A 21,897-nucleotide genomic window follows, 5' to 3' on the forward strand; every position below is an offset into this window, starting at 1 on the left:
GTATCCTGGATTTTGACAATCAGGCAAGGATGGCAGATGATTTCGGCATGCTGATTCCTCGCCGCAATCTCGTCTTCGTCCTGGCCTGGACCCTGTTCTGGGTCCTGATGGTGCTGGTGGCCGTCCAGGACTTCCAGCGCAACGAACACAGCCCCGAGCTGTGGAAGCCGGTGTTGTGGGAAGGTTCGTCCGCACTGGTGGCGACCGTCCTGATACTCCTGCAGCTGCGCTTCAGCCGCCGCGACGACGAGCTGCTCGGCAGTCCCGGGCGCTGGTTCGCGCGCCAGGCGCTATGGCTGCCGGTGTGGTGGATCGTCTTCACGCCCTTCGCCTTCGGCATCCGCCACGCCGTGTACGCGCTGATGGGCGACACCTACTACCATGATCCGTGGCCGCGCCTGTTCGTCTACGAGTCGATGAAGATCTCGATCTTCGCCGGCCTGTTCACGGCGGTACGCTTCGGCATCAAGTCCTACCTGGCCCTGGTCGAAGCCGAGCTGCGCGCGCAGCGGGCGATCGCCCTCCAGCAGCAGGCCCAGCTGCAGCGCCTGGCCCAGCAGATGCAGCCCCACTTCCTGTTCAATGCGCTGAATACGGTGTCGTCGCTGATGCACGTTGACGTCGACAAGGCCGACGCCACCCTCCAGCAACTGGCGGAGATGCTGCGCGCCACCCTCGCCCTCGGCGAGGCGCACGAGGCGCCGCTGCGGGCCGAGCTGGCGATCGCACAGAGCTATGCCGGCGTGATGGCGGAGCGCTTTGCCGGCCGGGTCGAGATCGGCTGGCGCATCGACGATGCCCTGCTGGCCCAGCCGCTGCCGGTGATGAGCCTGCAGCCGCTGCTGGAAAACGTGTTCAAGCACACGGTCGAAAAGCGCCGCGGCCTGACCCGCATCGAGGTCTCGGCCCAGCGCGAGCAGGATGCGCTGGTGCTGCGGGTGGACGACGACGGCCGCCTCGGCGCGCCTGCCGCGGCGGGCGGCGGCATCGGCCTGTCCAACCTGCGGGCCCGGCTGGCAGCGCTGTACGGCACGCGCGCTTCGCTGGACCTGGCCGCCCGCGACGGCGGCGGGGTACGCGCCGAGCTGAGGGTGCCATGCTGAGGTTCGCATGCGCATCCTGATCGTCGACGACGAAAAGCCGGCGCGCGACAAGCTGCGCCGCCTGCTGGCCCAGGAAGCGGGCATTGCCGCGATCGAGGAAGCGCCGGACGGCTTCGACGCCCTGGGACGCATCGAGGCCTTCAAACCGGATGCCCTGTTCCTCGACATCGCCATGCCCGAGCTGTCCGGCATCGAACTGGCAGCCTCGCTGCCGGAACCGGCACCGGCCATCGTCTTCGTGACCGCCTACGACGAGTATGCGCTGCGCGCCTTCGACGCCGGCGCCATCGACTACCTGCTCAAGCCCTACGATGCGGCCCGCCTGGCGCGCGCCGTACGGCGCCTGCGGGAACGCATCGCCGCGCCAAGGGCCCAGGCCTTGCCGGCCCTGCCCTTGCAACAACTACTGGTATCGGAGCGCGGCGCCACGCGCGTGGTACCGGTGGCCGAGATCGGCTGGATCGAAAGTGCGGACAACTACGTGGCGCTGCACACGCCGTCCGGCAGCCCGCTGCTGCGCCAGACCCTGGCCGGCCTGGCCGAACGGCTGGAGCCGGCCTTCCTGCGCTGCCACCGGCGCGCCGCCGTTCAGCTGGCGTGGATCGAGCGGGTGGTTCCGCTCGACAAGGGAGATTGCGAACTGGTGCTGCGCGGCGGCGCCCGCGTGCCCTGCAGCCGCCAGTACCGCGCCGCCGTGATGGAAAGGCTGGGCGCGGTGACTGGGGCCTGCACCGGGGGCTAATCCCGCTCAGTGCGTCGTTGCGCCGCGCTGGGTCTGGCTGCCGCCCTGGGCGCCGGGCTGGACATGCTGCTGGCTACCCGGGGCATTGCCCGGCCCGCCCTGGCCGCCGGCGCCGGCCTGGGATGAGGAAGCGGCGCCGTTGCCCACGTGCGTGAAGGGATCGGAGAACTGGCGCACGGTTTCCTGCTGGGCGCGCAGGCCGCGCTCGGTCTGCTCGGTGGCGTCGCGCGCCACCTCGTCGGCCAGGGCGCGCGCGGTACGGGTGGTATTCTGGACGTGCTGCTCGGTTACCCGTGCCAGTTCGACCTGGGCGTCGGCCGCCAGGCGGGTAATGTGCTGCTGGTAGGCGCGCAGCTTGTCGCTGGTCGGCTGGGCGCGCGATGTGGCGGCGCTCAGCAGCTCGGTCTGGCGGTCGGCGCTGAGCATATGCTTGCCGGCCAGCGTGGTTTCCTCGATCATGGTCTGCATCAGCTGGATGTTCAGGTCGCACATCTGCTGGAAGGAGCGGAACAGCGACTTCGACATATCGTTCAGGAATGCGGTCTGGGCGTCGACGTGGGTTTTCACTGCCGGGGCGACGGTTTGCGGAAATGGATACATGCCTTGCCTCGCTTTCAGGTTGAGTGGTTTGAAAAGTCTGAAGCTAGAAGACTAAAGACGCGGCGGCATCCGCGTTTGATTTGAACTAAACGTGCCGGACTTGAATTCAGGAGGACGAGCCCGGCCCGGCCTGGGGCTTGGAAGCCGGCAACTCCTTGCCGCAATCTTTGCAGAAACGGGCGCCCGCTTCGTGGCCGCTGCTGCCGCAGGCCTCGCATGTGCGCGTCGCCAGCAGGCGCGCCGGCCCCATCCTGCGGTCGCCGCGGCGCGCCGAGATCTCGGCCGTCACGATGCCGGTCGGCACCGCCAGGATGCCCCAGCCCAGCAGCATCATGAAGGAAGCGATCGCCTTGCCCAGCTGGGTATGCGGTGTGATGTCGCCGTAGCCGACCGTGGTCATGGTCACGGTGGCCCAGTACATCGCCACCGGAATGCTGGTGTAGCCGTTCTTCGGCCCCTCGACCACGTACATGACGGTGCCGAGGATCAGGATCGCCATCAGCACCACCGACAGGAAGACCAGGATCTTGCGGCGGCTGGCGGACAGCGCCTCGCCCAGGCGCGTGTACTCCTCGATGTAGAGCGTCAGCTTGAAGATGCGGAAGACACGCAGCAGGCGCAGGATGCGGATGTCGAGGAAGAGATTGCTGCCCGGCAGCAGCAGCGAGAAATAGGTCGGCAGCACGGCCAGCAGGTCGATCACGCCGTAGAACCCGGCCGCATAGCGCCAGGGCCGCTGCACGCAGACGAGGCGCGCCAGGTACTCGACGCTGAACAGCAGGGTGAAGGCCCACTCGACCAGGTTCAGGCTGTGGCCGTACTCGCGGTGCAGGCCCGGCACGCTGTCCAGCACCACGGCCAGGATGCTGAGCATGATCGCGAACACCAGCGCAATGTCGAAGCGGCGCCCGGCGGCGGTGTCGGCCTCGAAGATGACGTCGAACATGCGCCGCCGCAGGCCGGACGGCGGCTTGCCGTAGGAATCCGGAACCTGCGAGACGTAGGGCTTGTCGGCGCGCTGTTCCGGCGTCACTTTGAGGGCGGCCCCTTCAGCTCGATCATGTTCCCTTCCGGGTCGTGCAGGTAGATCGAAGGCCCTTCGCCTTCGGCGCCGAAGCGCGATTCGACGGGGCCGGCCTCGACCCCGTGCGCCGCCAGGTGGGCGCGGATCGCGGCTTCGTCGAAGGGCTCGACGCGGAAGCAGATGTGGTCGACGTTGCGCCCTTCGCGCCCCGGCGCGGCGCCGCCCATGCGGCCCAGTTTGCCGTCCACCGGGACCAGGTCCAGCATGGCGCTGCCGGCGCGCAGCTGCACCAGGCCGATATCAATCTGGCGCCGCACTTCGCGACAGCCGAGCACCTCGCCGTAGAAGCGCTGCACGCGCGCCAGGTCGACCACGCGCAGCACCACGTGGTCGATCTCGCGGATCGCGATCGGGCCCTTCGTCTCCATGTCAGTCGGCATGGCGCTCGACCCAGGTGGCGAAGCATTCCATGAACTGCTGCAGGAAGCCGTGCAGCGATTCGTCGGTGAGCTTGTCGCCGTCGAACTTGTTGCCGATGCCGCCGATATAGGCCTCCGGCTGCTGCATGCAGGGCATGTTGAGGAACACCAGGGACTGGCGCAAGGCGTGGTTGGCGCCGAAGCCGCCCATCGCTCCTGGCGAATTGCTGACCACGGCGCAGGGCTTGCCGTTCCAGGCCGCCTTGCCATAGGGGCGCGAGCCGACGTCGATGGCATTCTTCAGCACCGCGGGCAGCGAGCGGTTGTACTCGGGCGTACAGAACAGCACGCCGTCGGCCTCGCGGATGCGGTCGCGGAACTCGGTCCAGGCCGGCGGCGGCGCCTCGGTCTCGTCATCCTGGTTGTACATCGGAAGCTGGGAGATGTCGACGATCTCCAGCTCCAGCGTGGGCGGGGCCGCCAGCATCAGGCTCTTGGCGAGCTTGCGGGTGAACGATTCCTTGCGCAGGCTGCCTACCAGTACTGCGATCTTTCGCGTTGCCATGGGGTTCCTTTGTGCGGATGAACGATGCTATACGGTACACGAGTGTAAGGACTTTTGCATCCGCACGGCACGTTCCCCGGTTCAGGGCGCCAGGCGCAGCACCGCGTTCTCGCTCATCACGTAGACGGTACCATCGGCGTCCGCCGCAAGCGCATCCACCGGACCGAGGCTGCCCGGCATGCCGAGCCGGACTCCGGACCATTCCGTGCTGCCGGCGACGACGCTTTCGGCGCCGGCGGGCGTGATCCGGCTCACGATGTACGGCGTGCTCTGGTTGCCGGCCGCGCCGCCGAAGGCTTCGGCCACATACAGGTTGCCGGCGCGGTCGACGGTGATCGCCGTGGGCGTCCTGGCGACGCTGCCGGCCGGCGCGGCGCGCACCAGCGTCGGCTTGCCGTCCCTGCCGATCCGGCTCACGGCGCCGCCGGCCCTGGCGACCCAGACGTTGCCGTCCTTGTCGGCATACCACGCCCTGCCCGCGTAGACGCCCTCGGGGAGAGTGACGACGCTGCCCTCCGCGCCGATCCTGCGCTGCACGACCTGTGGACCCAGCGCTTCGGTGGCGGGGTTGTGGTAGACCTGGTCTTCGAGGTAGACATTGCCCAGGCCGTCCATGATCAGCTTGTTCGGCGCGAAGAAGGTGGCACTGGCGCCAAGCCCGTCGACCAGGGTCTTCGAGCCGCCAGCCTGCCCGGCGAGGAGATGCGCGACGCCGCCGGCGTCGATGCGGCTGACGACGCCGTTCGACACGGCCAGCCTGCTGCCGTCGACGGCCAGGCCGGCGCCGTAGTACACGGTCCCCTCGACGGCACCCTGCGGTTGCGGCAGGGTGCTGACGCTGCCCGTGCGGCTCACCTTGCGGATGCGGTCGCTCTCTCCCACGAAGACATTGCCCTGGGCATCGGCCACGAGTTCGTAGGCAGGCTCATGGAAACCGCGCGGCGGCGGGATCAGCACGGAAGCCAGACCGAAGCGCGCAGCCCCGCCTTCGCCGTCGACATTGGCGATGTTGGCGGCGCGACCGGCCAGGGTGCTGACCTCCGCTGCCGGCGTAATGCGGCGGATCGTCTGGTTGCCGACCTTCCCGCCGGCGTAGGCGTAGCTGGTATCGCCGACGTACAGGTTGCCGGCGCCATCGGCCACCAGGTTGCTCAGGATCCCCTGGGGAGCCATGCAGAAGCGCGCCGTATCGCCCTTGCCGTCGCTGCTGCCGAAGCTGCCCGTCTTGCCGGCGAAGTCGGTCACGGCGCCGTCCGTGCCGACGCGGCGGATGCTGCAGCCGCCGCTTCTGTCGGCCACGTAGACGTTGCCGGCGGCGTCGGCGGCGATGCCGCCGGCCTCGATGAAATACGCGGGAGCGGACTGGCCGGCGGCCCTGACATCCGGCGTCGTCACCTCGCCGGCCGGCGACACCTTCCGCAAGCGCCCGATGTCGAGCACATGGATGTTGCCTGCGCGGTCGACCGCGACCTTCGACGGTCCCCTGAAATGGGCCGCCGCCCCGCTGCCGTCGGCCATGTCGTCACTGGTCCCCGGGGTGCCGGCCAGGGTCGTCACGACGCCGGCGGGCGTGACCTTGCGCAAGGTGGTGTTGCCGGTATCGGCAACGACCAGGTTGCCGGCGCCGTCGATCGCCATGCCGGCCGCTCGCCCGAAGCGTGCATTCGCGCCGCTGCCGTCGGCGTAACCCGGCAGGAGCGAGCCGGCCAGCAGGCTGCGCTCCCCCGCCGGGGTGGTCTTGTAGACGGCCGTCTCGCTCAGCTCGTAGCGATTGCCCGCGCCGTCGAATACCATCGCGACCACGTCCTGCGGCAAGGATTGTCCCTTGAGGGTCGCGACCGCGCCGGTAGCGATGTCCACGGTCCGCAGCGCCCGGCTGTCGGCAACATACAACAGGCCGGCAGGACCCATGGCAATGATGTTGGGATTCTGGAAGCGTCCATCCGTGCCGTCGAGGTTGCCCGGGCCGCCCGTCGCGCCGGCCAGCAGGCTCAGGCCCCTGGCCGCCTGGACCGGGGCGGGACCCGGCGCGGGGCTGCCGCTGCCGCTGCCGCCACCGCCACCGCCGCCGCAGGCCGTCAGGGCAAGCGTGAGCGCGAACAGCGCCGAACGGGTATGCAGACGCAGCATGGGGACTCCTCGATGAGTTTGTTCCGAATCCCCGAGCATATCAGCGCGAGGTGGCGGCAAAACTCAAGGAATGTCACCCAGGGCGATTCAGGCGGCACGCGCCTGCCGCTGCGGCACCGACCACATCTTGAAAGCGCGCTCGATCAGCAAGGTCTCCCGGGTATCCAGCACGCTGTCCGCATGGACGATGTCGAGCATGGCCTTCATGACCGACATCCGCAGGGCCGTATCCTGGAGTTCGCCCAGCAGGGCGTCGAGCAGGTGGACGTCGATCTCGACCTCTTCGCTGCAGCGCCGGGCGGCGGTCGCGAGCAGGTCTTCGCAAAGCTCGCGCACCACGCCGTCGAAATCGTCTTCGGCGATTCCCACCTGCTGCAGGATGCCCGAGCGGTGCATGGCCTTCAGTTCCGAGGGCGCCATGTGGCCGTCGACGATCATGGTCAGGGCCAGCAGCCTGGAAATCGCCTTCGGACTGTCGGTGGGATAGGAACGCATGGTTGAGACTCCTCAAATAATGGAGCCATCAGACTAACGCCTTATCGCCAAAACTAAAACCGAAGAAATATTGATGTATATTCAGGTTTTTTCGAAGTCAAATCCGCCGGCGCCGATATTCGTCAAGGAAGGACTCGGTTTCGCGCGTGGTCAGCACCTTGACCGCATCGCCATGATGGGCGTACAGGTAAGGCGCGCCGCCCATGCGGTCGGTCAGCTTGGCGCGGATCAGGAAGCGGGTCCCGACCGGGTAGAGCTCGGGGTCGCGCAGCGCGCGCGAGCAATGCACCCGCGTCGAGGTCGCGTAGGCCTGCCCCGCCATCGGCCGGATGTGCAGCGCCCCGGTGCGCGGGTCCATCGCCGATTCGACCGCGACCTCGCGGTAGGCCCAGGGATCGCGCGCCATCTCAGGCCTTCGCCGCGGCCGCGGCGACGCTATGCACGGCCGCCTCGCGGATCGGCAGGTTGACGAGGGCGGCGGCCAGCGCCAGCAGGATGTCGGCGTACCACATCCAGGAGTAATCGCCGAACTCGACGAAGGCCAGTCCGCCCAGCCAGGCACCGAAGAAGCCGCCGATCTGGTGCGACAGCAGGGTCAGGCCGAACAGGGTGGACAGGTAGCGCATGCCGAACAGCTTGCCGACCAGGCCGGCCGTCGGCGGCACCGTCGCCAGCCACGAGAAGCCGAGCGCCGCCGCGAAGATGTAGAAGGTCAGCGCAGTCTTCGGCGCCAGCAGGTAGAGGCCGATGATGACGGCGCGCCCGCCATAGATCGCGGCCAGCAGCCACTTCATGCGGTAGCGCTGGCCCAGCGCCCCGGCGACCAGCGAACCGGCGATGTTGAACAGGCCGATCAGACCCAGTGCGGTGGCGGACACGCCGGCCGGCAGGCCGCACAGCGCGACCTCGCCCGGCAGGTGGGTGACCAGGAAGGCGATGTGGAAGCCGCAGGTGAAGAAGCCGGCGTGCAGGCAGAGATAGCTCTTGTCGCGCATGGCTTCGCGCACCTGGCGGCCCAGCGAGGTCTCGTCGACGGCGGCGCCGGCTTTTGCGCCCGGTGCCGGCGCGCGCCCGCGCACGAGGGCGGCCAGCGGAATGGTCAGCAAGGTGGTGGCGGCCAGCGAGATCATCGCCACCACCCAGCCGCTGGCCTGGATCACGAGCTGCACCAGCGGCGAGAACACGAACTGGCCGAAGGAGCCGCCCGCATTGATGAAGCCGGCGGCGAAGGGCCGGCGCTCGGGCGGCAGGCGCTGGGCGGTGGCGCCGATCAGGATCGAGAAACTGCCGGCCCCCGCCCCGGCCGCCGACAGCACGCCCAGGGTCAGCATCAGTCCCCACTCCGAGGACACGAAGGGCGTGGCGGCCAGGCCCGCGGCCAGCATCACGCCGCCCAGCACGATCACGCGCGCCGGGCCCCATTTGTCGGCCACGGCGCCGAAGATCGGCTGCGAAGCGCCCCACATGAACTGGCCGACCGCCATCGCCAGGCTGATCGAGGCGACGCCAAGGCCGGTGGAGGTGTTGATCGGGGAAAGGAAGAGACCGGTGGTCAGGCGCGCCGCCATCGTGATCATCAGGATCGCACTGGCGGACAGGATGAGCAGCCACGCGGCGCGCGGCGTCATCGGGGTCTGGCTGGTCATCTCGGCTCCCTTGTTGTCGTTTGGATTCGACAGTGTCGCATGATGCGATGGAAGCTGCAGAGGATGCCCTGGAAATGTCATGCCGGGCAATGCCCGGCACGACGATCACATCTTGACCAGCAAAGCCGTAGCCTGCGCCGCCATCCCCTCTTCCCGCCCCAGGAATCCGAGCTTCTCGTTGGTCTTGGCCTTGATGTTGACCTGCTGCGGCGACACGCCCAGGTCCTCTGCAATGCGCGAGACCATCTGCGGGATGTGCGGCGCCATTTTCGGTTGCTGGGCGATGATGGTGGCGTCGATGTTGCCGATGGTGTAGCCGGTGGCGAGCACGCGCGAGGCCACTTCGCGCAGCAGGGTGCGCGAATCGGCGCCGGCGAACATCGGATCGGTGTCCGGGAAGTGCTTGCCGATGTCGCCGAGGGCGGCGGCGCCCAGCAGGGAATCGATGATCGCGTGCAGCAGCACGTCGGCATCCGAATGGCCCAGCAGGCCGAGCCGGTGCGGGATGGTGACGCCGCCGACGATCAGCTTGCGGCCCTCGACCAGGGCGTGGCAGTCATAGCCGGTCCCGATACGGAACGGCGGAGTTGGGTTATACGATGCAAGAGCCATGGTGTTCACACGAGTTCAGGTTGGGACACTGCCAGGTACAGCTCGGCAATCCGGATATCGTCCGGCAGCGTCACTTTCAGGTTGCGGGGATGCCCTTCGACCAACTTGGGGGTCAATCCCAGCGCTTCAACCGCACTGGCGTCATCGGTAATCGTATTTGGATCGGCAGCGGCGGCCAGCGCCTCGCGCAGCAGCTGGAAGCGGAACATCTGCGGGGTCTGGGCCAGCCACAGGCCGTTGCGCGGGATGGTGCCGCAGGCTTCGCCGTCGATGCAGCGCTTGACCGTGTCGACCACCGGCAGGCCCAGCAGGCCGCCGACCGGGTGCTCGCCGGTACTCGTGATCAGCTTCTCGATCAGCTCGGCGGTCAGGCCCGGGCGGGCGGCGTCATGCACCAGCACCCAGTCGGTCGGCGCCAGGGTGTTGGCCAGCACGGCCAGGCCGTTGCGCACCGACTCCATGCGGCTCGCGCCACCGCAGCGCAGGACGGTCACGCCATGGCTCGGGGCAACCGCATCGATATACGGGTCGTCCGGGCTCACCACGACGAAGGTATGGGCGATCAGGTCGCTCGACAGGAAGGCGTCGAGGGTATGCCGCAGCATCGGCTTGCCGCCGATCTTGATGTACTGCTTGGGGTTGCCCGCGCCCATGCGGGCGCCGACGCCCGCGGCGGGAATTAAGGCAAAGTAACGTGGTGCTTGAGTCATTTATGAGCTTGTTGATGAAGGCGATCGTCTTGTCGATCCAATAAGAGACTGTACCTCACCTTGGCAAACTTTGCTGAGACGCGCGTACTCGCGCGGGCTGTCGATGCCTGCCTGCAGCGCCCTGGCCTTGCCCATCTCGCGCTTGATGAAAGGCATCCAGCGCCCGTCCAGTTCAGCCTGCACGCGGGCCAGGGCCTGGCCGTGCAAGGCATACACGGGACGGCCGTCGAAACGCCGCCCGAGCGTTTCGCGTACCCTGCCTTCCACTTTCGGCAGGTAATCGACGTAGGCCTTGAGATGACGCATTTCGTGCGCAAGTATCTCGCGATATGCACAAGTGCCCGGGGCGAACTCGCTGCCCACGTAGATCACGATCGGCAGGTAGGACAGGCTCACGCCGACCTGGGGCAGCAGGCATTCCTCGCCGGTGTCCGGGTCGCTGACGATGGCGCCTTCGACGCTGATCGCGACCCGCGACTCGGCGCGGGTCAGGCCCAGCACGTAGTCGCCCACGCGTTCCGGCTTGATCCGGGTGAGGCTGCGGTAGGACAGGCTGCTGTCGACCCGGTAGCCGTCGTCGTGGGCCTCGACGCTGACGCCGGGGCGCCGCACTTCGCTGTCCAGCCCCAGTTGCCGGGCTTCGCAGCGCGCCTCGAAAGGCGTGCGCGCCGCCGCGTCACCGGCCGCGAACAGGATGAGCAACGGCAGGCACAGCGGCAGGCACGGCGCCAGTCTCGCCATCTCAGGTAGGTGTCCAGGTGCCGGCGGCGTATTTCTCCAGCCAGAAGGTACCGATGATGGTTTTCACGTCCGTGATCTCGCCCTTGCGCACCATTTCCAGCAGCTCGGGAATGGTGGCGGTGAAGAGTTCGATGAATTCACCCTCGTCCAGCTTGGCCGTGCCCTCGGTCAGGCCGCGCGCCAGGAAGATCTCGAGATGCTCGTCCGAATAGGCGATCGCGTTGTGGATGGTGCAGACGAAGTTCCACTCGGTGGCCGTGTAGCCGGTCTCTTCTTCGAGCTCGCGCTTGGCGCACGCCAGCGCTTCTTCGCCCGGGTCGATCTTCCCGGCCGGGAATTCGATGAAGACGCGGTCGTTCGGGTAGCGGTACTGGCGCTCCAGCAGCACGCGGCCGTCGGCCAGCAGCGGCAGGATCACGACGGCGCCGGGATGGCGGATGAACTCGCGCTTGCTTTCAGAACCGTCGGGCAGCCTGATGCGGTCGCGGGAGACTTTGAGGAAGTGGCCATCGTAGGCGAGCTCGCCATCGATGCGGGTTTCTCTCAGGTGGGAATCCATGGTTGATGCTCCGGTGATGCTTGATTGGTCGGCAAGCACCGGCGCCATGGACGCGGGTGCTCAGCTGCGGCGCTTGCGCAGGTAACGGGCGACGAAACCGGGGAAGGCCAGCACGACGAACATGCAGCCCGAGATTGCATAGAATTCCCAGGTTTGCGGAAAGGTATTGCCGATCCGGGATTCCAGCACATGGGCGAGTCCGCCGACGACGAAGTATAAGACAAACAACTCGAGAAGGCGCACGACGAAGAATTTCGTGTGCGCCCTGCCCTGCGCGGGCTTCATGGGAATGAAGCCGAACACGCTCTCGTTCAGGAAAGGCAGGTTGGCGAACGCGATCGCGACCGCGATCACCAACCAGGTTGCCAGGGACAGGTCCACAGGCGCTTACGAACCCAGGGTCTGGGTCATGGCGTTGAGGCAGGCGCTCAGCAGGCCGTTCGGCATCACGCCCAGCAGCACCACCAGCACGCCGTTCAGCGACAGGGCCACGCGCATGTCGAGCGGGGTCGAGATCGGCGAAGCGTCCACCACCTCGTCGAACCAGATGGTCTTGACGACGCGCAGGTAGTAGAAGGCGCCGATCAGCGAGAACAGCACGGCGACGATCGCCAGCCAGTACTGGCCGTTGGCCACGACCGACTGCAGGACTGCCCACTTGGCCATGAAGCCCATCATCGGCGGCACGCCGGCCAGCGAGAACATCAGCAGGGTCATGATGACCGCGTACCACGGGCTGCGCTTGGCCAGGCCCTTGAAGTCGGCGATTTCTTCCGCTTCGAAGCCCGAACGCGCCAGCATCATCACCAGGCCGAAAGTGCCGAGGGTGGTCAGCACGTAGGTGATGCTGTAGTACATGGCGGCGCTGTAGGCCGGGGCCGCGTTGGCGGCGCTGCCGTTGTTGACACCGGCCATCATGGCCAGCAGCACGAAGCCGAGCTGGGCGATGGTCGAGTAGGCCAGCATACGCTTGATGTTCGACTGCGCGATCGCGGTCAGGTTACCCACGGCCAGCGACAGCACGGCCAGCACCAGCAGCATCTGCTGCCAGTCGACCGCCATCGGCAGCAGGCCTTCGACCAGGATGCGGATCATCATCGCGAACGAAGCCAGCTTCGGCGCGGCGCCCAGCAGCAGGGTCACGGCGGTCGGCGAGCCCTGGTAGACGTCCGGCACCCACATGTGGAAGGGAACGGCGCCCAGCTTGAAGGCCATGCCGGCAACGATGAAGACCAGGCCGAACACCAGGATGGTGTGGTTGGCGGCGCCGGCGGCGGTCAGCTTGGCGATGGTGGTGATGTCCAGCGAACCGGTGGCACCGTAGACCATCGAGATACCGTAGAGCATGAAGCCCGAGGCCAGCGAACCCAGGATGAAGTACTTCATCGCGGCTTCGGTCGAGGTCGCGTGATCGCGGCGCAGCGCCACCAGGGCGTACAGCGACAGCGACATCATTTCCAGGCCAAGGTAGATCGGCAGCATGTTATTACCGGAGATCATGATCATCTGGCCCAGCATGGTGAACAGCGCGAGCACGTAGAACTCGCCGCCCATGTTACCGGACATCATGCCGCGGTCGCCGGTGTACTGGCGCGAGTACACCAGGGTGATGCCGACGGCCAGGTAGGTGAACAGCTTCAGCAGGTTCGCCATCGGATCCGACACGAACATGTTGAAGAAGGTGTAGGTCGTGGTGCCGGCGCTGAAGTCGGTCCAGGTGATCGCCGCGCAGCCCACCAGGGTGAGCAGCGACAGGATGTAGGTCAGGTTGCGCTTCCCTTCCTTCAGGAACATGTCGATCAGGAGGATCGCACAGGCGGCAATCACCAGGAAGATTTCCGCGGCGAGCGGCGCCATGTTGATGGACGCCACCGATACAGTGTTGTTAATCATCGGATTCATATCGTTGTAATTTCCTGCTCAATGCATCGGCAGCTTGCTGACCGACACGTGCTGCAGCAGGTCGGCCACCGACACTTGCAGCGAATCGGTGAACGGTGCCGGATACAGGCCCATGTAGATGGTCAGGATCGCCAGCACGCCCAGCATGAAGAACTCACGGCCGTTCAGGTCGGTCAGTTCGGCCACGTGCTTGTTGCCGATCTTGCCGAACACGACGCGCTTGACCATCCACAGCGAGTAGGCTGCGCCCAGGATCAGGGCGGTGGCGGCCAGCAGGCCGGTCCAGAAGTTGAACTGGACGGCGCCCAGGATGACCATGAATTCGCCCACGAAGCCCGAGGTCGCCGGCAGGCCGCAGTTGGCCATCGCGAACAGGACCGAGAAGGCGGCGAACTTCGGCATGCGGTTCACGACGCCGCCGTAGTCGGCGATTTCACGCGAGTGCATGCGGTCGTACAGCACGCCGATGCACAGGAACATGGCGCCCGACACGAAGCCGTGCGAGATCATCTGCACGATACCGCCCTGCACGCCGATCTCGTTGAAGATGAAGAAGCCGAGGGTGACGAAGCCCATGTGGGCGATCGACGAGTAAGCGACCAGCTTCTTCATGTCCTTCTGGACCATGGCGACCAGGCCGATGTAGATCACGGCGGTCAGCGACAGCACGATGATCAGCGGGGCCAGGTAGTGCGAGGCGTCCGGTGCGATCGGCAGCGAGAATCGCAGGAAGCCGTAGCCGCCCAGCTTCAGCATGATCGCGGCCAGCACCACGGAACCGCCGGTCGGGGCTTCCACGTGGGCGTCCGGCAGCCAGGTGTGGACCGGGAACATCGGCACCTTGACGGCGAAGGCCATCAGGAAGGCCAGGAAGATCAGGACCTGTTCCTTCATGTCCAGCGGCAACTGGTGCCATGCCAGGATGTCGAACGAACCGCCCGACTTGTTGTACAGGTAGATGATCGCGATCAGGGTCAGCAGCGAACCGAAGAAGGTGTACAGGAAGAACTTGAATGCCGCGTACACCCGGTTCGGGCCGCCGAACACGCCGATGATGATGTACATCGGGATCAGGGTGGCTTCGAAGAAGAAGTAGAACAGCAGGCCGTCCAGCGAGACGAACACGCCGATCATCAGGCCCGACAGCATCAGGAAGGAACCCATGTACTGGGCCACGCGTTCCTCGATCACCTGCCATGCGGAGATGACGACGATGATGGTGATGAAGGCGGTCAGCGGCACGAACCAGAGGCTCAGGCCGTCGATGCCCAGGTAGTACTGGATGTTGAAGCGCGCGATCCAGGCCGCCTTCTCGACGAACTGGGGACCGTGGGCGGTATTGCTGAAGCTCGACATCAGCGGGATGGTCGGCAGGAAGCTGACCACCGCGCCGATCAGCGACAGCACGCGGGTGAAGCCCGCCTTGCTGTCACGGCCGACGGCCAGCACGATCATGCCGAAGATGATCGGTAGCCAGACCGACAGGCTCAGGTACGGAGGAAATGTGGAAATCGTGGACTGCATCTTGTTTTTCTCTCTGTTTAAGCGCGCCAGAACGGGAAGAAGTACAGCAGCGTACCCAGCACGCCCAGGATCATCACGAACGCGTAGTGGTAGATATAACCGGTCTGGAACGTGCGGACGACGGTCGAGAACCAGCCCACCAGCTTGGCGGAACCGTTGACGACCAGGCCGTCGATCAGCACGCGGTCACCCACCTGCCACAGGGCCTTGCCCACGCCGCGGGCGCCACCGGCGAACACCACCTCGTTGAACTTGTCCATGTAGTACTTGTTGTCCAGCAGGGTGTGGATCGGGCGCAGTTTGTCGTAGAACCAGGCCGGCACGCGCGGATTGATCATGTAGCAGTAGTAGGCGGCAACCACGCCGGCCAGCGCCAGCCAGAACGGCAGCGAGGTGAAGCCGTGCAGGGCCATCTGCAGCGGGCCGTGGAATTCTTCGGCCAGCTTTTCCATCGCCGGGTGACGCTCGGCGTTGATCGTGATGACCTTGTCGAAGAAGCCGCCGTACAGCATCGGCTTGATCGCGAAGAAACCGATGATGACCGACGGGATCGCCAGCAGGATCAGCGGCAGGGTCACCACCAGCGGCGACTCGTGCGGCTTCTGGCCCGGGGCCAGGCCGTGGTGGCCGTGATCGTCTTCCTCTTCTTCCTCGTGGTGGGCGGTGGCTTCGTGCAGCGCGGTCGGATCCTTGCCTTCCGCACTGTGGTTGTCGGCGTGGTGGGCATGGTCGTCGTGGTGGTCATGCGCATGGGCCTTGCCGAAACGTTCTTCGCCGTGGAACACCAGGAAGTACATGCGGAAGGAGTAGAAGGCGGTGATGAACACGCCGGCGATGACCGCGAAGTAGGCGAAGCCCGAACCCCACAGGTGGGACTCGTGCACGGCCTCGATGATCGAGTCCTTCGAATAGAAACCGGCGAAGAACGGGGTACCGATCAGGGCCAGCGAACCGAGCAGCGAAGTGATCCAGGTGATCGGCATGTACTTGCGCAGGCCGCCCATGTTGCGCATGTCCTGGTCGTGGTGCATGCCGATGATGACCGAACCGGCGCCGAGGAACAGCAGGGCCTTGAAGAAGGCGTGGGTCATCAGGTGGAACACGGCCACGTTATAGGCCGACACGCCCAGCGCGACGGTCATGTAGCCCAGCTGGGAAAGCGTGGAATACGCAACGACGCGCTTGATGTCGTTCTGGATGATGCCCAGGAAGCCCATGAACAGCGCGGTGATCGAACCGATGACGATGATGAAGGACAGCGCAGTGTCCGACAGCTCGAACAGCGGCGACATGCGCGACACCATGAAGATACCGGCGGTAACCATGGTGGCGGCGTGGATCAGCGCCGAGATCGGGGTCGGGCCTTCCATCGAGTCCGGCAGCCAGACGTGCAGCGGGAACTGCGCCGACTTGCCCATCGCGCCGATGAACAGGCAGATGCAGGCGGCGGTCAGCAGCGGCCAGCCGAGGCCGGGCACGGTCATGCCGGCCAGGTCGTGGGCCTTGGCGAAGGTTTCGCCGTAGTTCATCGTGCCGGTGGCGGCCAGCAGCAGGCCGATGCCGAGGATGAAGCCGAAGTCACCGACGCGGTTGACCAGGAAGGCCTTCATGTTCGCGAAGATGGCGGTCGGACGGGTGTACCAGAAGCCGATCAGCAGATACGAGACCAGGCCCACCGCTTCCCAGCCGAAGAACAGCTGCAGGAAGTTGTTCGACATGACCAGCATCAGCATCGAGAAGGTGAACAGCGAGATGTACGAGAAGAAGCGGTTGTAGCCTTCGTCCTCGGCCATGTAGCCGATCGTGTAGATGTGGACCATCAGCGACACCGAGGTCACCACGCACATCATCATTGCCGACAGCGCGTCGATCTGGAAACCGACCGTCATCTTCATGCTGCCGATGGTCATCCAGGTGTAGACGTCGCCGTTGAAGGTCGCGCCGCCGAGGACGTCCATCAGGGTCATGATCGAGATGACCATGGCGATGAACACGCCGGCGATGGTCGCGGTATGCGACACCTTGCGACCGACCACGTTCCCGAAGAACTTGGTGCCGAGCAGGCCGGCGATCGCCGAGCCCGCGAGCGGTGCGAGTGGCACCGCCAGCAAGAGGTTAGGGTTAATTGGCCCCGTCATTTTCTATAGCCTTATGTCTTGTTTATCGAGGAGTTCACAGACCAAACCGCTTAGCCCTTCAGGCTGTCGAGGTCTTCCACGTTGATCGTGTCCAGGTTACGGAACAGGACCACCAGGATCGCCAGGCCGATCGCCGATTCGGCGGCCGCGACAGTCAGGATGAAGAACACGAAGATCTGGCCTGCCGCGTCTCCCAGATAATGCGAGAAGGCGACGAAGTTCAGGTTCACTGCCAGCAGCATCAGTTCGATGGCCATCAGCAGGATGATGATGTTCTTACGGTTCAGGAAAATACCGACCACCGAGATCGCGAACAGGATCGCGCCCAGGATCAGGTAGTGAGCGAGCGACAGAGTCATGGAGCCTCCTTCTTGGCTTCTGCGGCGGCCACTGCGGCTGCATCGATCGCCTTCTGGTTCACCGTCTGCATCTTGACGATGCGCAGACGGTCGTTACGCTTGACGCTGACGGCCAGGGCCGGGTCGATGGCCTTGGTGTCCTTGCGCTTGCGCAGGGTCAGCGCCACGGCGGCGATGATCGCGACCAGCAGGATCAGGCCGGCGATCTCGAAACCGTAGATGTACTGGGTATAGATCAGCTTGCCCAATTCCTTGGTGCCGCCGATGTGGCCGACGGCGGACTCGAGCGGCGCTTCCGAGGTGCCCAGGAAGCCGCGCCACAGGACGGCGGCCATCTCCAGCACGACCAGCGCGCCGATGCCCGAGGCCAGGGGCAGGTAGCCCCAGAAGCCTTCGCGCATGCGGTCGACGTTAATGTCGAGCATCATGACGACGAACAGGAACAGCACCATGACGGCGCCGACGTAGACCAGCACCAGCACGATGGCCAGGAACTCGGCCTTCAGCAGCATCCAGATGCCGGCAGCGTTGAAGAACGCGAGCACCAGGAACAGCGCGGCGTGAACCGGGTTCTTGGCGGTAATGACGCGCAGCCCGGCGATGACCATGATCGCCGAGAACACGTAGAAAAGAACAGTTGTGAATTCCATGACTTACGCAGGAGCCCTCTTGTTATTAGCGCGATTAACGATATTTGGCATCGGCGGCGCGTGCGGCGGCGATGTCATTCTCGTAGCGGTCACCCACGGCCAGGAGCATTTCCTTGGTGTAGTACAGGTCGCCACGCTTTTCGCCGTGGTATTCCAGCACCTGGGTTTCGACGATCGAATCGACCGGGCAGGATTCTTCGCAGAAGCCGCAGAAGATGCACTTGGTCAGGTCGATGTCGTAGCGCGTGGTGCGGCGGGTGCCGTCCTCGCGCTGCGCCGATTCGATCGTGATCGCCATTGCCGGGCACACCGCTTCGCACAGCTTGCAGGCGATGCAGCGCTCTTCCCCGTTGGGGTAGCGGCGCAGCGCGTGCAGGCCGCGGAACCGCGGCGAGATCGGGGTCTTTTCTTCCGGGTACTGCACGGTGATCTTGCGCGACAGCGCATACTTACCGGTCAGGGCCAGGCCCTTGAATAGCTCGGTCAGCATCAGGCTGCCGAAAAAGTCTTTTACTCGAGTCATTTCAGCGCTTCCTTACTTCCAAATGTTCCAAGGCGTCTGCATCACGGCAGCGACCAGGACCAGCCATACCAGAGTCAGCGGGATGAACACTTTCCAGCCCAGGCGCATGATCTGGTCATAGCGGTAACGCGGGAAGGTACCGCGGACCCAGATGAACAGCGACACGACCAGGAAGGCTTTCGCGAACAGCCAGAAGAAGCCGCCCAGCGCGCCGAACTCCAGGAAGGAGAACGGTGCCGCCCAGCCGCCCAGGAACATGATCGACGCCAGCGTGGCCACCAGGATCATGTTGGCGTATTCGGCCAGCATGAACATCGCGTAGGACATGCCCGAGTACTCGACCATGTGGCCGGCCACGATTTCCGATTCGCCTTCCACCACGTCGAAGGGGTGGCGGTTGCACTCGGCCAGGCCGGAAGTGAGGTAGATGACGAACAGCGGCAGCAGCGGCAGCCAGTTCCACGACAGGAAGCTCAGGCCCATGCCGGCGAAGTGGCCGCGGGTCTGGGCGCCGACGATGTCGGAGAAGTTCAGCGAACCGGACACCATCAGGATCACGACCATCACGAAACCCATCGGGATCTCGTAGGAGATCATCTGGGCCGAGGCGCGCATCGCGCCCATGAACGAGTACTTCGAGTTCGAGGCCCAGCCGGCGATGATGATGCCGTACACCTCCATCGAAGTGATCGCCAGCAGCAGCAGCAGGCCGGCGTTGACGTTGGCCAGAGCGGCTTGCGGACCGAAGGGAATCACCGCCCACGCGGCCAGCGCCGGCATGATGGTCATGATCGGACCGATCACGAACAGCGACGAGTTGGCCTTGGCCGGGATGACGATTTCCTTGAGCAGCAGCTTGACGCCGTCGGCGAGCGGCTGCAGCAATCCGATCGGGCCGACGCGGTTCGGGCCGACGCGGATCTGGATCCAGCCGATCAGCTTGCGCTCCCACAGCGTCAGGTAAGCCACCAGGCCCATCAGCGGGGCAACGATGACGACGATCTTGAGCAGCGTCCAGGCAAAGGTCCAGACAGTCGGACCTACCAGGCTTTCGCCGCCTGCGTAGAAACTATTGAGTACATCAGGCATCGACATTTTTATTAAGCCTTTTCAATCGAAATCGGACCGAACATGGCGCCCAGCGACGAGGTCAGCTGGTGAGCCGCGGCCACGCGCACGACGTTCGCCGGCAGGCGCACATCGACGGCGGCGACCAGGGTCGCACTGCCCTCCCCTTGCTGCACGGTGACCATGTCGCCGGCCTGCACGCCCAGCACTTCGGCCAGCTTGGCCGAGATGGTGGCCAGCGGTGCCTGGGCGTCGGCGGTGCGCAGCAGCGGTTCCGAACGGCGCGCGATGGCGTCGGCGAAGTAGATCGGCACGTCGGCCAGGCGCTCCAGCTTCAGCTCGCCGTCCTTGACGTCGGCATACTTGGCCGGCACCGGCGCCAGCTTGGCGACGTTGTTCAGCCTGGCCGACAGGTCGACGTCCTTGCCGCCCAGCGCTTCGTCGCGGATCGACTCCGAGTTCTCGTAGTCGAAGCCCGACAGGCCCAGCAGGTTGCCCAGCACGCGCAGCACTTTCCAGGCCGGGCGGGTCTCGCCCAGCGGCTTGACGGTGCCGTTGAAGCTCTGTGCGCGGCCTTCGCAGTTGACGAAGGTACCGGCGGTCTCGCTGAACGGCGAGATCGGCAGCAGCACGTCGGCGTAGTCCATGCCGTGCTTGAAGGCCGACATCGCGACGACCATCTCGGCGCCCTGCAGGGCCTTGATGGCTTGCTGCGGGTTGGCGGCGTCCAGTTCCGGCTCGGCGTTCAGCAGCACATAGGCTTTCTTCGGCTGGGCGAACAGGTTCGCGGCATTGTTCGAGATAGCGTTCACGAGGTAGCCGCCGACGGTGTTGGCGGCGTCGACGAAGTAGCCGAACTTGGCGCCGGTCTGCTCGGCGATCCACTGGGCCACGGCGTGCAGCTTCGAGGCTTCCGGATGCTGCATGGCGGCGTTACCCAGCAGGACGGCGCCCGGCAGGTCCGCGGCGTTTTCCACGACCAGGGTGGCGGCGATGGCCTTCACGGCAGCCGACACTTCGATGCCTTCGAAACCGGCCGGGGCCTGGACACCCTTGGCGGCGGCGACAGCAACGGCGATTTCCGACAGCGCAGCCAGCCAGTCCGACGGCGCGGCAATGATGCGGCCGTGGGTCGGGATCAGGTTGTCGTCGTCCGAACCGTGGACGATCGACAGCTTGGCGCCCGACTTGACGGCGGCGCGCAGGCGGGTCGCGGCCAGCGGGTGGTCCTTGCGCAGGAAGGAACCGACGACCAGCACGCGCTTGAGCGTCGACAGTTCGGCGATCGGCATGCCCAGGTGCGGCACAAAGTTGGAACCAGCGGCGCCGTCCAGGGTAAAGTCGGTCTGGCGCAGGCGGAAGTCGACGTTCTCGATGCCGAAGCCGCGCATGGCTTTCTGCAGCAGGAACAGTTCTTCGACGGTCGAGTGCGGGGTCGCGACGGCGGCGATGTTGTCGGCGCCATGCTCGTGACGGATGTTACGCAGGCCGTGGGCGACGTACTCGAGGGCGGTCTGCCAGTCGGTGTCGATCCACTTGCCGTCCTGCTTGATCATCGGGTTGACCAGGCGCTCGGCGTTGTCCAGCGATTCGTAGGCGAAGCGGTCCTTGTCCGACAGCCAGCACTCGTTGATGTTCTCGTTTTCCAGCGGCAGCACGCGCATCACCTTGCCGCCCTTGACCTGGACGATCAGGTTGGTGCCCAGCGAGTCGTGCGGCGACACCGAACGGCGGCGCTGCAGTTCCCACGGACGCGCCGAGTAGCGGAACGGCTTCGAGGTCAGCGCGCCGACCGGGCACAGGTCGATCATGTTGCCCGACACTTCGGAGTCGACGGTCTTGCCGACGAAGGTGGTGATCTCCGAGTGCTCGCCGCGGCCGACCATGCCGAATTCCATCACGCCGGCCACTTCCTGGCCGAAGCGCACGCAACGGGTGCACTGGATGCAGCGGCTCATCTCTTCCATCGAGATCAGCGGACCGGCTTCCTTCGGAGTCACGACGCGCTTTTCTTCGCTGTAGCGCGAGCCGCTCTTGCCGTAGCCGACGGCCAGGTCCTGCAGCTGGCATTCGCCGCCCTGGTCGCAGATCGGGCAATCCAGCGGGTGGTTAATCAGCAGGAATTCCATCACGGACTTCTGTGCCTGCACCGCCTTGTCGCTGTGGGTGCGCACGATCATGCCGGGCGAAACCGGGGTCGCGCAAGCCGGCATCGGCTTCGGCGCCTTCTCGACTTCCACCAGGCACATGCGGCAGTTCGCTGCGATCGACAGTTTCTTGTGATAGCAGAAGTGCGGGATATAGGTTCCCAGTTTGTTCGCGGCGTCCATCACCATGGAACCTGGTGGGACTTCTACTTTCTTGCCGTCTAATTCAATTTCAACCAT

At 65.4% G+C, this 21,897-nt stretch carries 23 protein-coding genes; 2 read left to right on the plus strand and 21 right to left on the minus strand.

What is annotated here, in order from left to right; translation table 11 throughout:
• Positions 1 to 47: 47 nt before the first annotated feature.
• Entirely contained in the window at positions 48 to 1,103 is a 1,056-nt protein-coding gene (locus tag AC1DOQ_RS17845; protein ID WP_477367099.1) for a sensor histidine kinase, read from the plus strand.
• Positions 1,104 to 1,110: 7 nt separating this feature from the next.
• Entirely contained in the window at positions 1,111 to 1,845 is a 735-nt protein-coding gene (locus tag AC1DOQ_RS17850; RefSeq protein WP_477367102.1) for a LytR/AlgR family response regulator transcription factor, read from the plus strand.
• Between the two features lie 6 nt (positions 1,846 to 1,851).
• Here AC1DOQ_RS17850 and AC1DOQ_RS17855 read toward each other — a convergent pair whose 3' ends face one another.
• The 21 genes from AC1DOQ_RS17855 to nuoG all read right to left on the minus strand — a co-directional run bounded on the left by AC1DOQ_RS17855 (position 1,852) and on the right by nuoG (position 21,897).
• On the minus strand, positions 1,852 to 2,445 hold the full coding sequence (locus AC1DOQ_RS17855; protein WP_477367105.1) for a phasin family protein: 594 nt from the start codon (positions 2,443 to 2,445) through the stop codon (positions 1,852 to 1,854).
• A gap of 106 nt (positions 2,446 to 2,551) precedes the next feature.
• Positions 2,552 to 3,391, minus strand: coding sequence for an ion transporter (locus tag AC1DOQ_RS17860; RefSeq protein WP_477367419.1), 840 nt, complete (start codon positions 3,389 to 3,391; stop codon positions 2,552 to 2,554).
• Between the two features lie 83 nt (positions 3,392 to 3,474).
• On the minus strand, positions 3,475 to 3,909 hold the full coding sequence (locus tag AC1DOQ_RS17865) for a VOC family protein (protein WP_477367107.1): 435 nt from the start codon (positions 3,907 to 3,909) through the stop codon (positions 3,475 to 3,477).
• Entirely contained in the window at positions 3,899 to 4,453 is a 555-nt protein-coding gene (locus tag AC1DOQ_RS17870) for an NADPH-dependent FMN reductase (protein ID WP_477367110.1), read from the minus strand. The genes AC1DOQ_RS17865 and AC1DOQ_RS17870 overlap by 11 nt, the downstream gene beginning before the upstream one ends.
• Positions 4,454 to 4,534: 81 nt before the next feature.
• Entirely contained in the window at positions 4,535 to 6,583 is a 2,049-nt protein-coding gene (locus tag AC1DOQ_RS17875; RefSeq protein ID WP_477367113.1) for an NHL repeat-containing protein, read from the minus strand.
• A gap of 87 nt (positions 6,584 to 6,670) precedes the next feature.
• Positions 6,671 to 7,078 carry a tellurite resistance TerB family protein gene (locus AC1DOQ_RS17880; RefSeq protein ID WP_477367116.1) on the minus strand — a complete coding sequence of 136 codons (408 nt, stop codon included), beginning with the start codon at positions 7,076 to 7,078 and terminating at the stop codon, positions 6,671 to 6,673.
• A 97-nt stretch (positions 7,079 to 7,175) separates the two neighbouring features.
• Positions 7,176 to 7,484 (minus strand): hypothetical protein, encoded by a 309-nt coding sequence (locus AC1DOQ_RS17885; RefSeq protein ID WP_477367119.1) that lies wholly within the window; start codon positions 7,482 to 7,484, stop codon positions 7,176 to 7,178.
• Position 7,485: 1 nt separating this feature from the next.
• A complete protein-coding gene (locus AC1DOQ_RS17890; protein WP_477367122.1) occupies positions 7,486 to 8,724 on the minus strand; it encodes an MFS transporter in 1,239 nt (412 codons plus the stop codon).
• Positions 8,725 to 8,829: 105 nt separating this feature from the next.
• Positions 8,830 to 9,336: a 2-C-methyl-D-erythritol 2,4-cyclodiphosphate synthase gene (gene ispF / locus AC1DOQ_RS17895; protein ID WP_477367125.1), complete on the minus strand. Its 507-nt coding sequence runs from the start codon at positions 9,334 to 9,336 to the stop codon at positions 8,830 to 8,832.
• A gap of 5 nt (positions 9,337 to 9,341) precedes the next feature.
• Positions 9,342 to 10,046: a 2-C-methyl-D-erythritol 4-phosphate cytidylyltransferase gene (gene ispD / locus AC1DOQ_RS17900; protein ID WP_477367128.1), complete on the minus strand. Its 705-nt coding sequence runs from the start codon at positions 10,044 to 10,046 to the stop codon at positions 9,342 to 9,344.
• A complete protein-coding gene (locus AC1DOQ_RS17905) occupies positions 10,047 to 10,787 on the minus strand; it encodes a hypothetical protein (protein ID WP_477367131.1) in 741 nt (246 codons plus the stop codon).
• A gap of 1 nt (position 10,788) precedes the next feature.
• Positions 10,789 to 11,346 (minus strand): NUDIX domain-containing protein, encoded by a 558-nt coding sequence (locus AC1DOQ_RS17910; RefSeq protein ID WP_477367134.1) that lies wholly within the window; start codon positions 11,344 to 11,346, stop codon positions 10,789 to 10,791.
• Positions 11,347 to 11,406: 60 nt separating this feature from the next.
• Positions 11,407 to 11,727: a DUF2818 family protein gene (locus AC1DOQ_RS17915; protein WP_477367137.1), complete on the minus strand. Its 321-nt coding sequence runs from the start codon at positions 11,725 to 11,727 to the stop codon at positions 11,407 to 11,409.
• 6 nt (positions 11,728 to 11,733) lie between these two features.
• The gene (nuoN, locus tag AC1DOQ_RS17920) at positions 11,734 to 13,239 is read right to left on the minus strand and encodes an NADH-quinone oxidoreductase subunit NuoN (RefSeq protein ID WP_477367140.1); all 1,506 of its coding nucleotides are present in this window, start codon (positions 13,237 to 13,239) and stop codon (positions 11,734 to 11,736) included.
• A gap of 27 nt (positions 13,240 to 13,266) precedes the next feature.
• Complete coding sequence (locus AC1DOQ_RS17925) at positions 13,267 to 14,772, minus strand: NADH-quinone oxidoreductase subunit M (RefSeq protein WP_477367143.1); 1,506 nt, start codon at positions 14,770 to 14,772, stop codon at positions 13,267 to 13,269.
• 17 nt (positions 14,773 to 14,789) lie between these two features.
• The gene (nuoL, locus tag AC1DOQ_RS17930; RefSeq protein ID WP_477367146.1) at positions 14,790 to 16,910 is read right to left on the minus strand and encodes an NADH-quinone oxidoreductase subunit L; all 2,121 of its coding nucleotides are present in this window, start codon (positions 16,908 to 16,910) and stop codon (positions 14,790 to 14,792) included.
• Between the two features lie 50 nt (positions 16,911 to 16,960).
• The gene (gene nuoK, locus AC1DOQ_RS17935) at positions 16,961 to 17,269 is read right to left on the minus strand and encodes an NADH-quinone oxidoreductase subunit NuoK (protein WP_036168632.1); all 309 of its coding nucleotides are present in this window, start codon (positions 17,267 to 17,269) and stop codon (positions 16,961 to 16,963) included.
• Positions 17,266 to 17,919, minus strand: coding sequence for an NADH-quinone oxidoreductase subunit J (locus AC1DOQ_RS17940; protein ID WP_477367149.1), 654 nt, complete (start codon positions 17,917 to 17,919; stop codon positions 17,266 to 17,268). The genes nuoK and AC1DOQ_RS17940 overlap by 4 nt, the downstream gene beginning before the upstream one ends.
• A 34-nt stretch (positions 17,920 to 17,953) precedes the next feature.
• Positions 17,954 to 18,442, minus strand: a complete 489-nt coding sequence (gene nuoI, locus AC1DOQ_RS17945) for an NADH-quinone oxidoreductase subunit NuoI (RefSeq protein ID WP_047826271.1) — start codon at positions 18,440 to 18,442, stop codon at positions 17,954 to 17,956.
• Between the two features lie 12 nt (positions 18,443 to 18,454).
• Entirely contained in the window at positions 18,455 to 19,537 is a 1,083-nt protein-coding gene (gene nuoH, locus AC1DOQ_RS17950; RefSeq protein ID WP_477367153.1) for an NADH-quinone oxidoreductase subunit NuoH, read from the minus strand.
• A 5-nt stretch (positions 19,538 to 19,542) separates the two neighbouring features.
• A complete protein-coding gene (nuoG, locus tag AC1DOQ_RS17955) occupies positions 19,543 to 21,897 on the minus strand; it encodes an NADH-quinone oxidoreductase subunit NuoG (protein ID WP_477367156.1) in 2,355 nt (784 codons plus the stop codon).

Source organism: Massilia sp. 01N417 (assembly GCF_056399645.1).

Coding starts and splice junctions, on each gene's coding strand:
- nuoN (WP_477367140.1), bottom strand. CDS start 13,239: ATGATTAACAACACTGTATCGGTGGCGTCCATCAACATGGCGCCGCTC.
- AC1DOQ_RS17890 (WP_477367122.1), bottom strand. CDS start 8,724: ATGACCAGCCAGACCCCGATGACGCCGCGCGCCGCGTGGCTGCTCATC.
- AC1DOQ_RS17910 (WP_477367134.1), bottom strand. CDS start 11,346: ATGGATTCCCACCTGAGAGAAACCCGCATCGATGGCGAGCTCGCCTAC.
- nuoG (WP_477367156.1), bottom strand. CDS start 21,897: ATGGTTGAAATTGAATTAGACGGCAAGAAAGTAGAAGTCCCACCAGGT.
- nuoK (WP_036168632.1), bottom strand. CDS start 17,269: ATGACTCTGTCGCTCGCTCACTACCTGATCCTGGGCGCGATCCTGTTC.
- AC1DOQ_RS17885 (WP_477367119.1), bottom strand. CDS start 7,484: ATGGCGCGCGATCCCTGGGCCTACCGCGAGGTCGCGGTCGAATCGGCG.
- AC1DOQ_RS17870 (WP_477367110.1), bottom strand. CDS start 4,453: ATGGCAACGCGAAAGATCGCAGTACTGGTAGGCAGCCTGCGCAAGGAA.
- AC1DOQ_RS17860 (WP_477367419.1), bottom strand. CDS start 3,391: ATGTTCGACGTCATCTTCGAGGCCGACACCGCCGCCGGGCGCCGCTTC.
- AC1DOQ_RS17925 (WP_477367143.1), bottom strand. CDS start 14,772: ATGCAGTCCACGATTTCCACATTTCCTCCGTACCTGAGCCTGTCGGTC.
- AC1DOQ_RS17845 (WP_477367099.1), top strand. CDS start 48: ATGCTGATTCCTCGCCGCAATCTCGTCTTCGTCCTGGCCTGGACCCTG.
- AC1DOQ_RS17875 (WP_477367113.1), bottom strand. CDS start 6,583: ATGCTGCGTCTGCATACCCGTTCGGCGCTGTTCGCGCTCACGCTTGCC.
- AC1DOQ_RS17865 (WP_477367107.1), bottom strand. CDS start 3,909: ATGCCGACTGACATGGAGACGAAGGGCCCGATCGCGATCCGCGAGATC.
- AC1DOQ_RS17940 (WP_477367149.1), bottom strand. CDS start 17,919: ATGGAATTCACAACTGTTCTTTTCTACGTGTTCTCGGCGATCATGGTC.
- ispF (WP_477367125.1), bottom strand. CDS start 9,336: ATGGCTCTTGCATCGTATAACCCAACTCCGCCGTTCCGTATCGGGACC.
- nuoH (WP_477367153.1), bottom strand. CDS start 19,537: ATGTCGATGCCTGATGTACTCAATAGTTTCTACGCAGGCGGCGAAAGC.
- AC1DOQ_RS17850 (WP_477367102.1), top strand. CDS start 1,111: ATGCGCATCCTGATCGTCGACGACGAAAAGCCGGCGCGCGACAAGCTG.
- AC1DOQ_RS17880 (WP_477367116.1), bottom strand. CDS start 7,078: ATGCGTTCCTATCCCACCGACAGTCCGAAGGCGATTTCCAGGCTGCTG.
- AC1DOQ_RS17855 (WP_477367105.1), bottom strand. CDS start 2,445: ATGTATCCATTTCCGCAAACCGTCGCCCCGGCAGTGAAAACCCACGTC.
- AC1DOQ_RS17905 (WP_477367131.1), bottom strand. CDS start 10,787: ATGGCGAGACTGGCGCCGTGCCTGCCGCTGTGCCTGCCGTTGCTCATC.
- nuoL (WP_477367146.1), bottom strand. CDS start 16,910: ATGACGGGGCCAATTAACCCTAACCTCTTGCTGGCGGTGCCACTCGCA.
- ispD (WP_477367128.1), bottom strand. CDS start 10,046: ATGACTCAAGCACCACGTTACTTTGCCTTAATTCCCGCCGCGGGCGTC.
- nuoI (WP_047826271.1), bottom strand. CDS start 18,442: ATGACTCGAGTAAAAGACTTTTTCGGCAGCCTGATGCTGACCGAGCTA.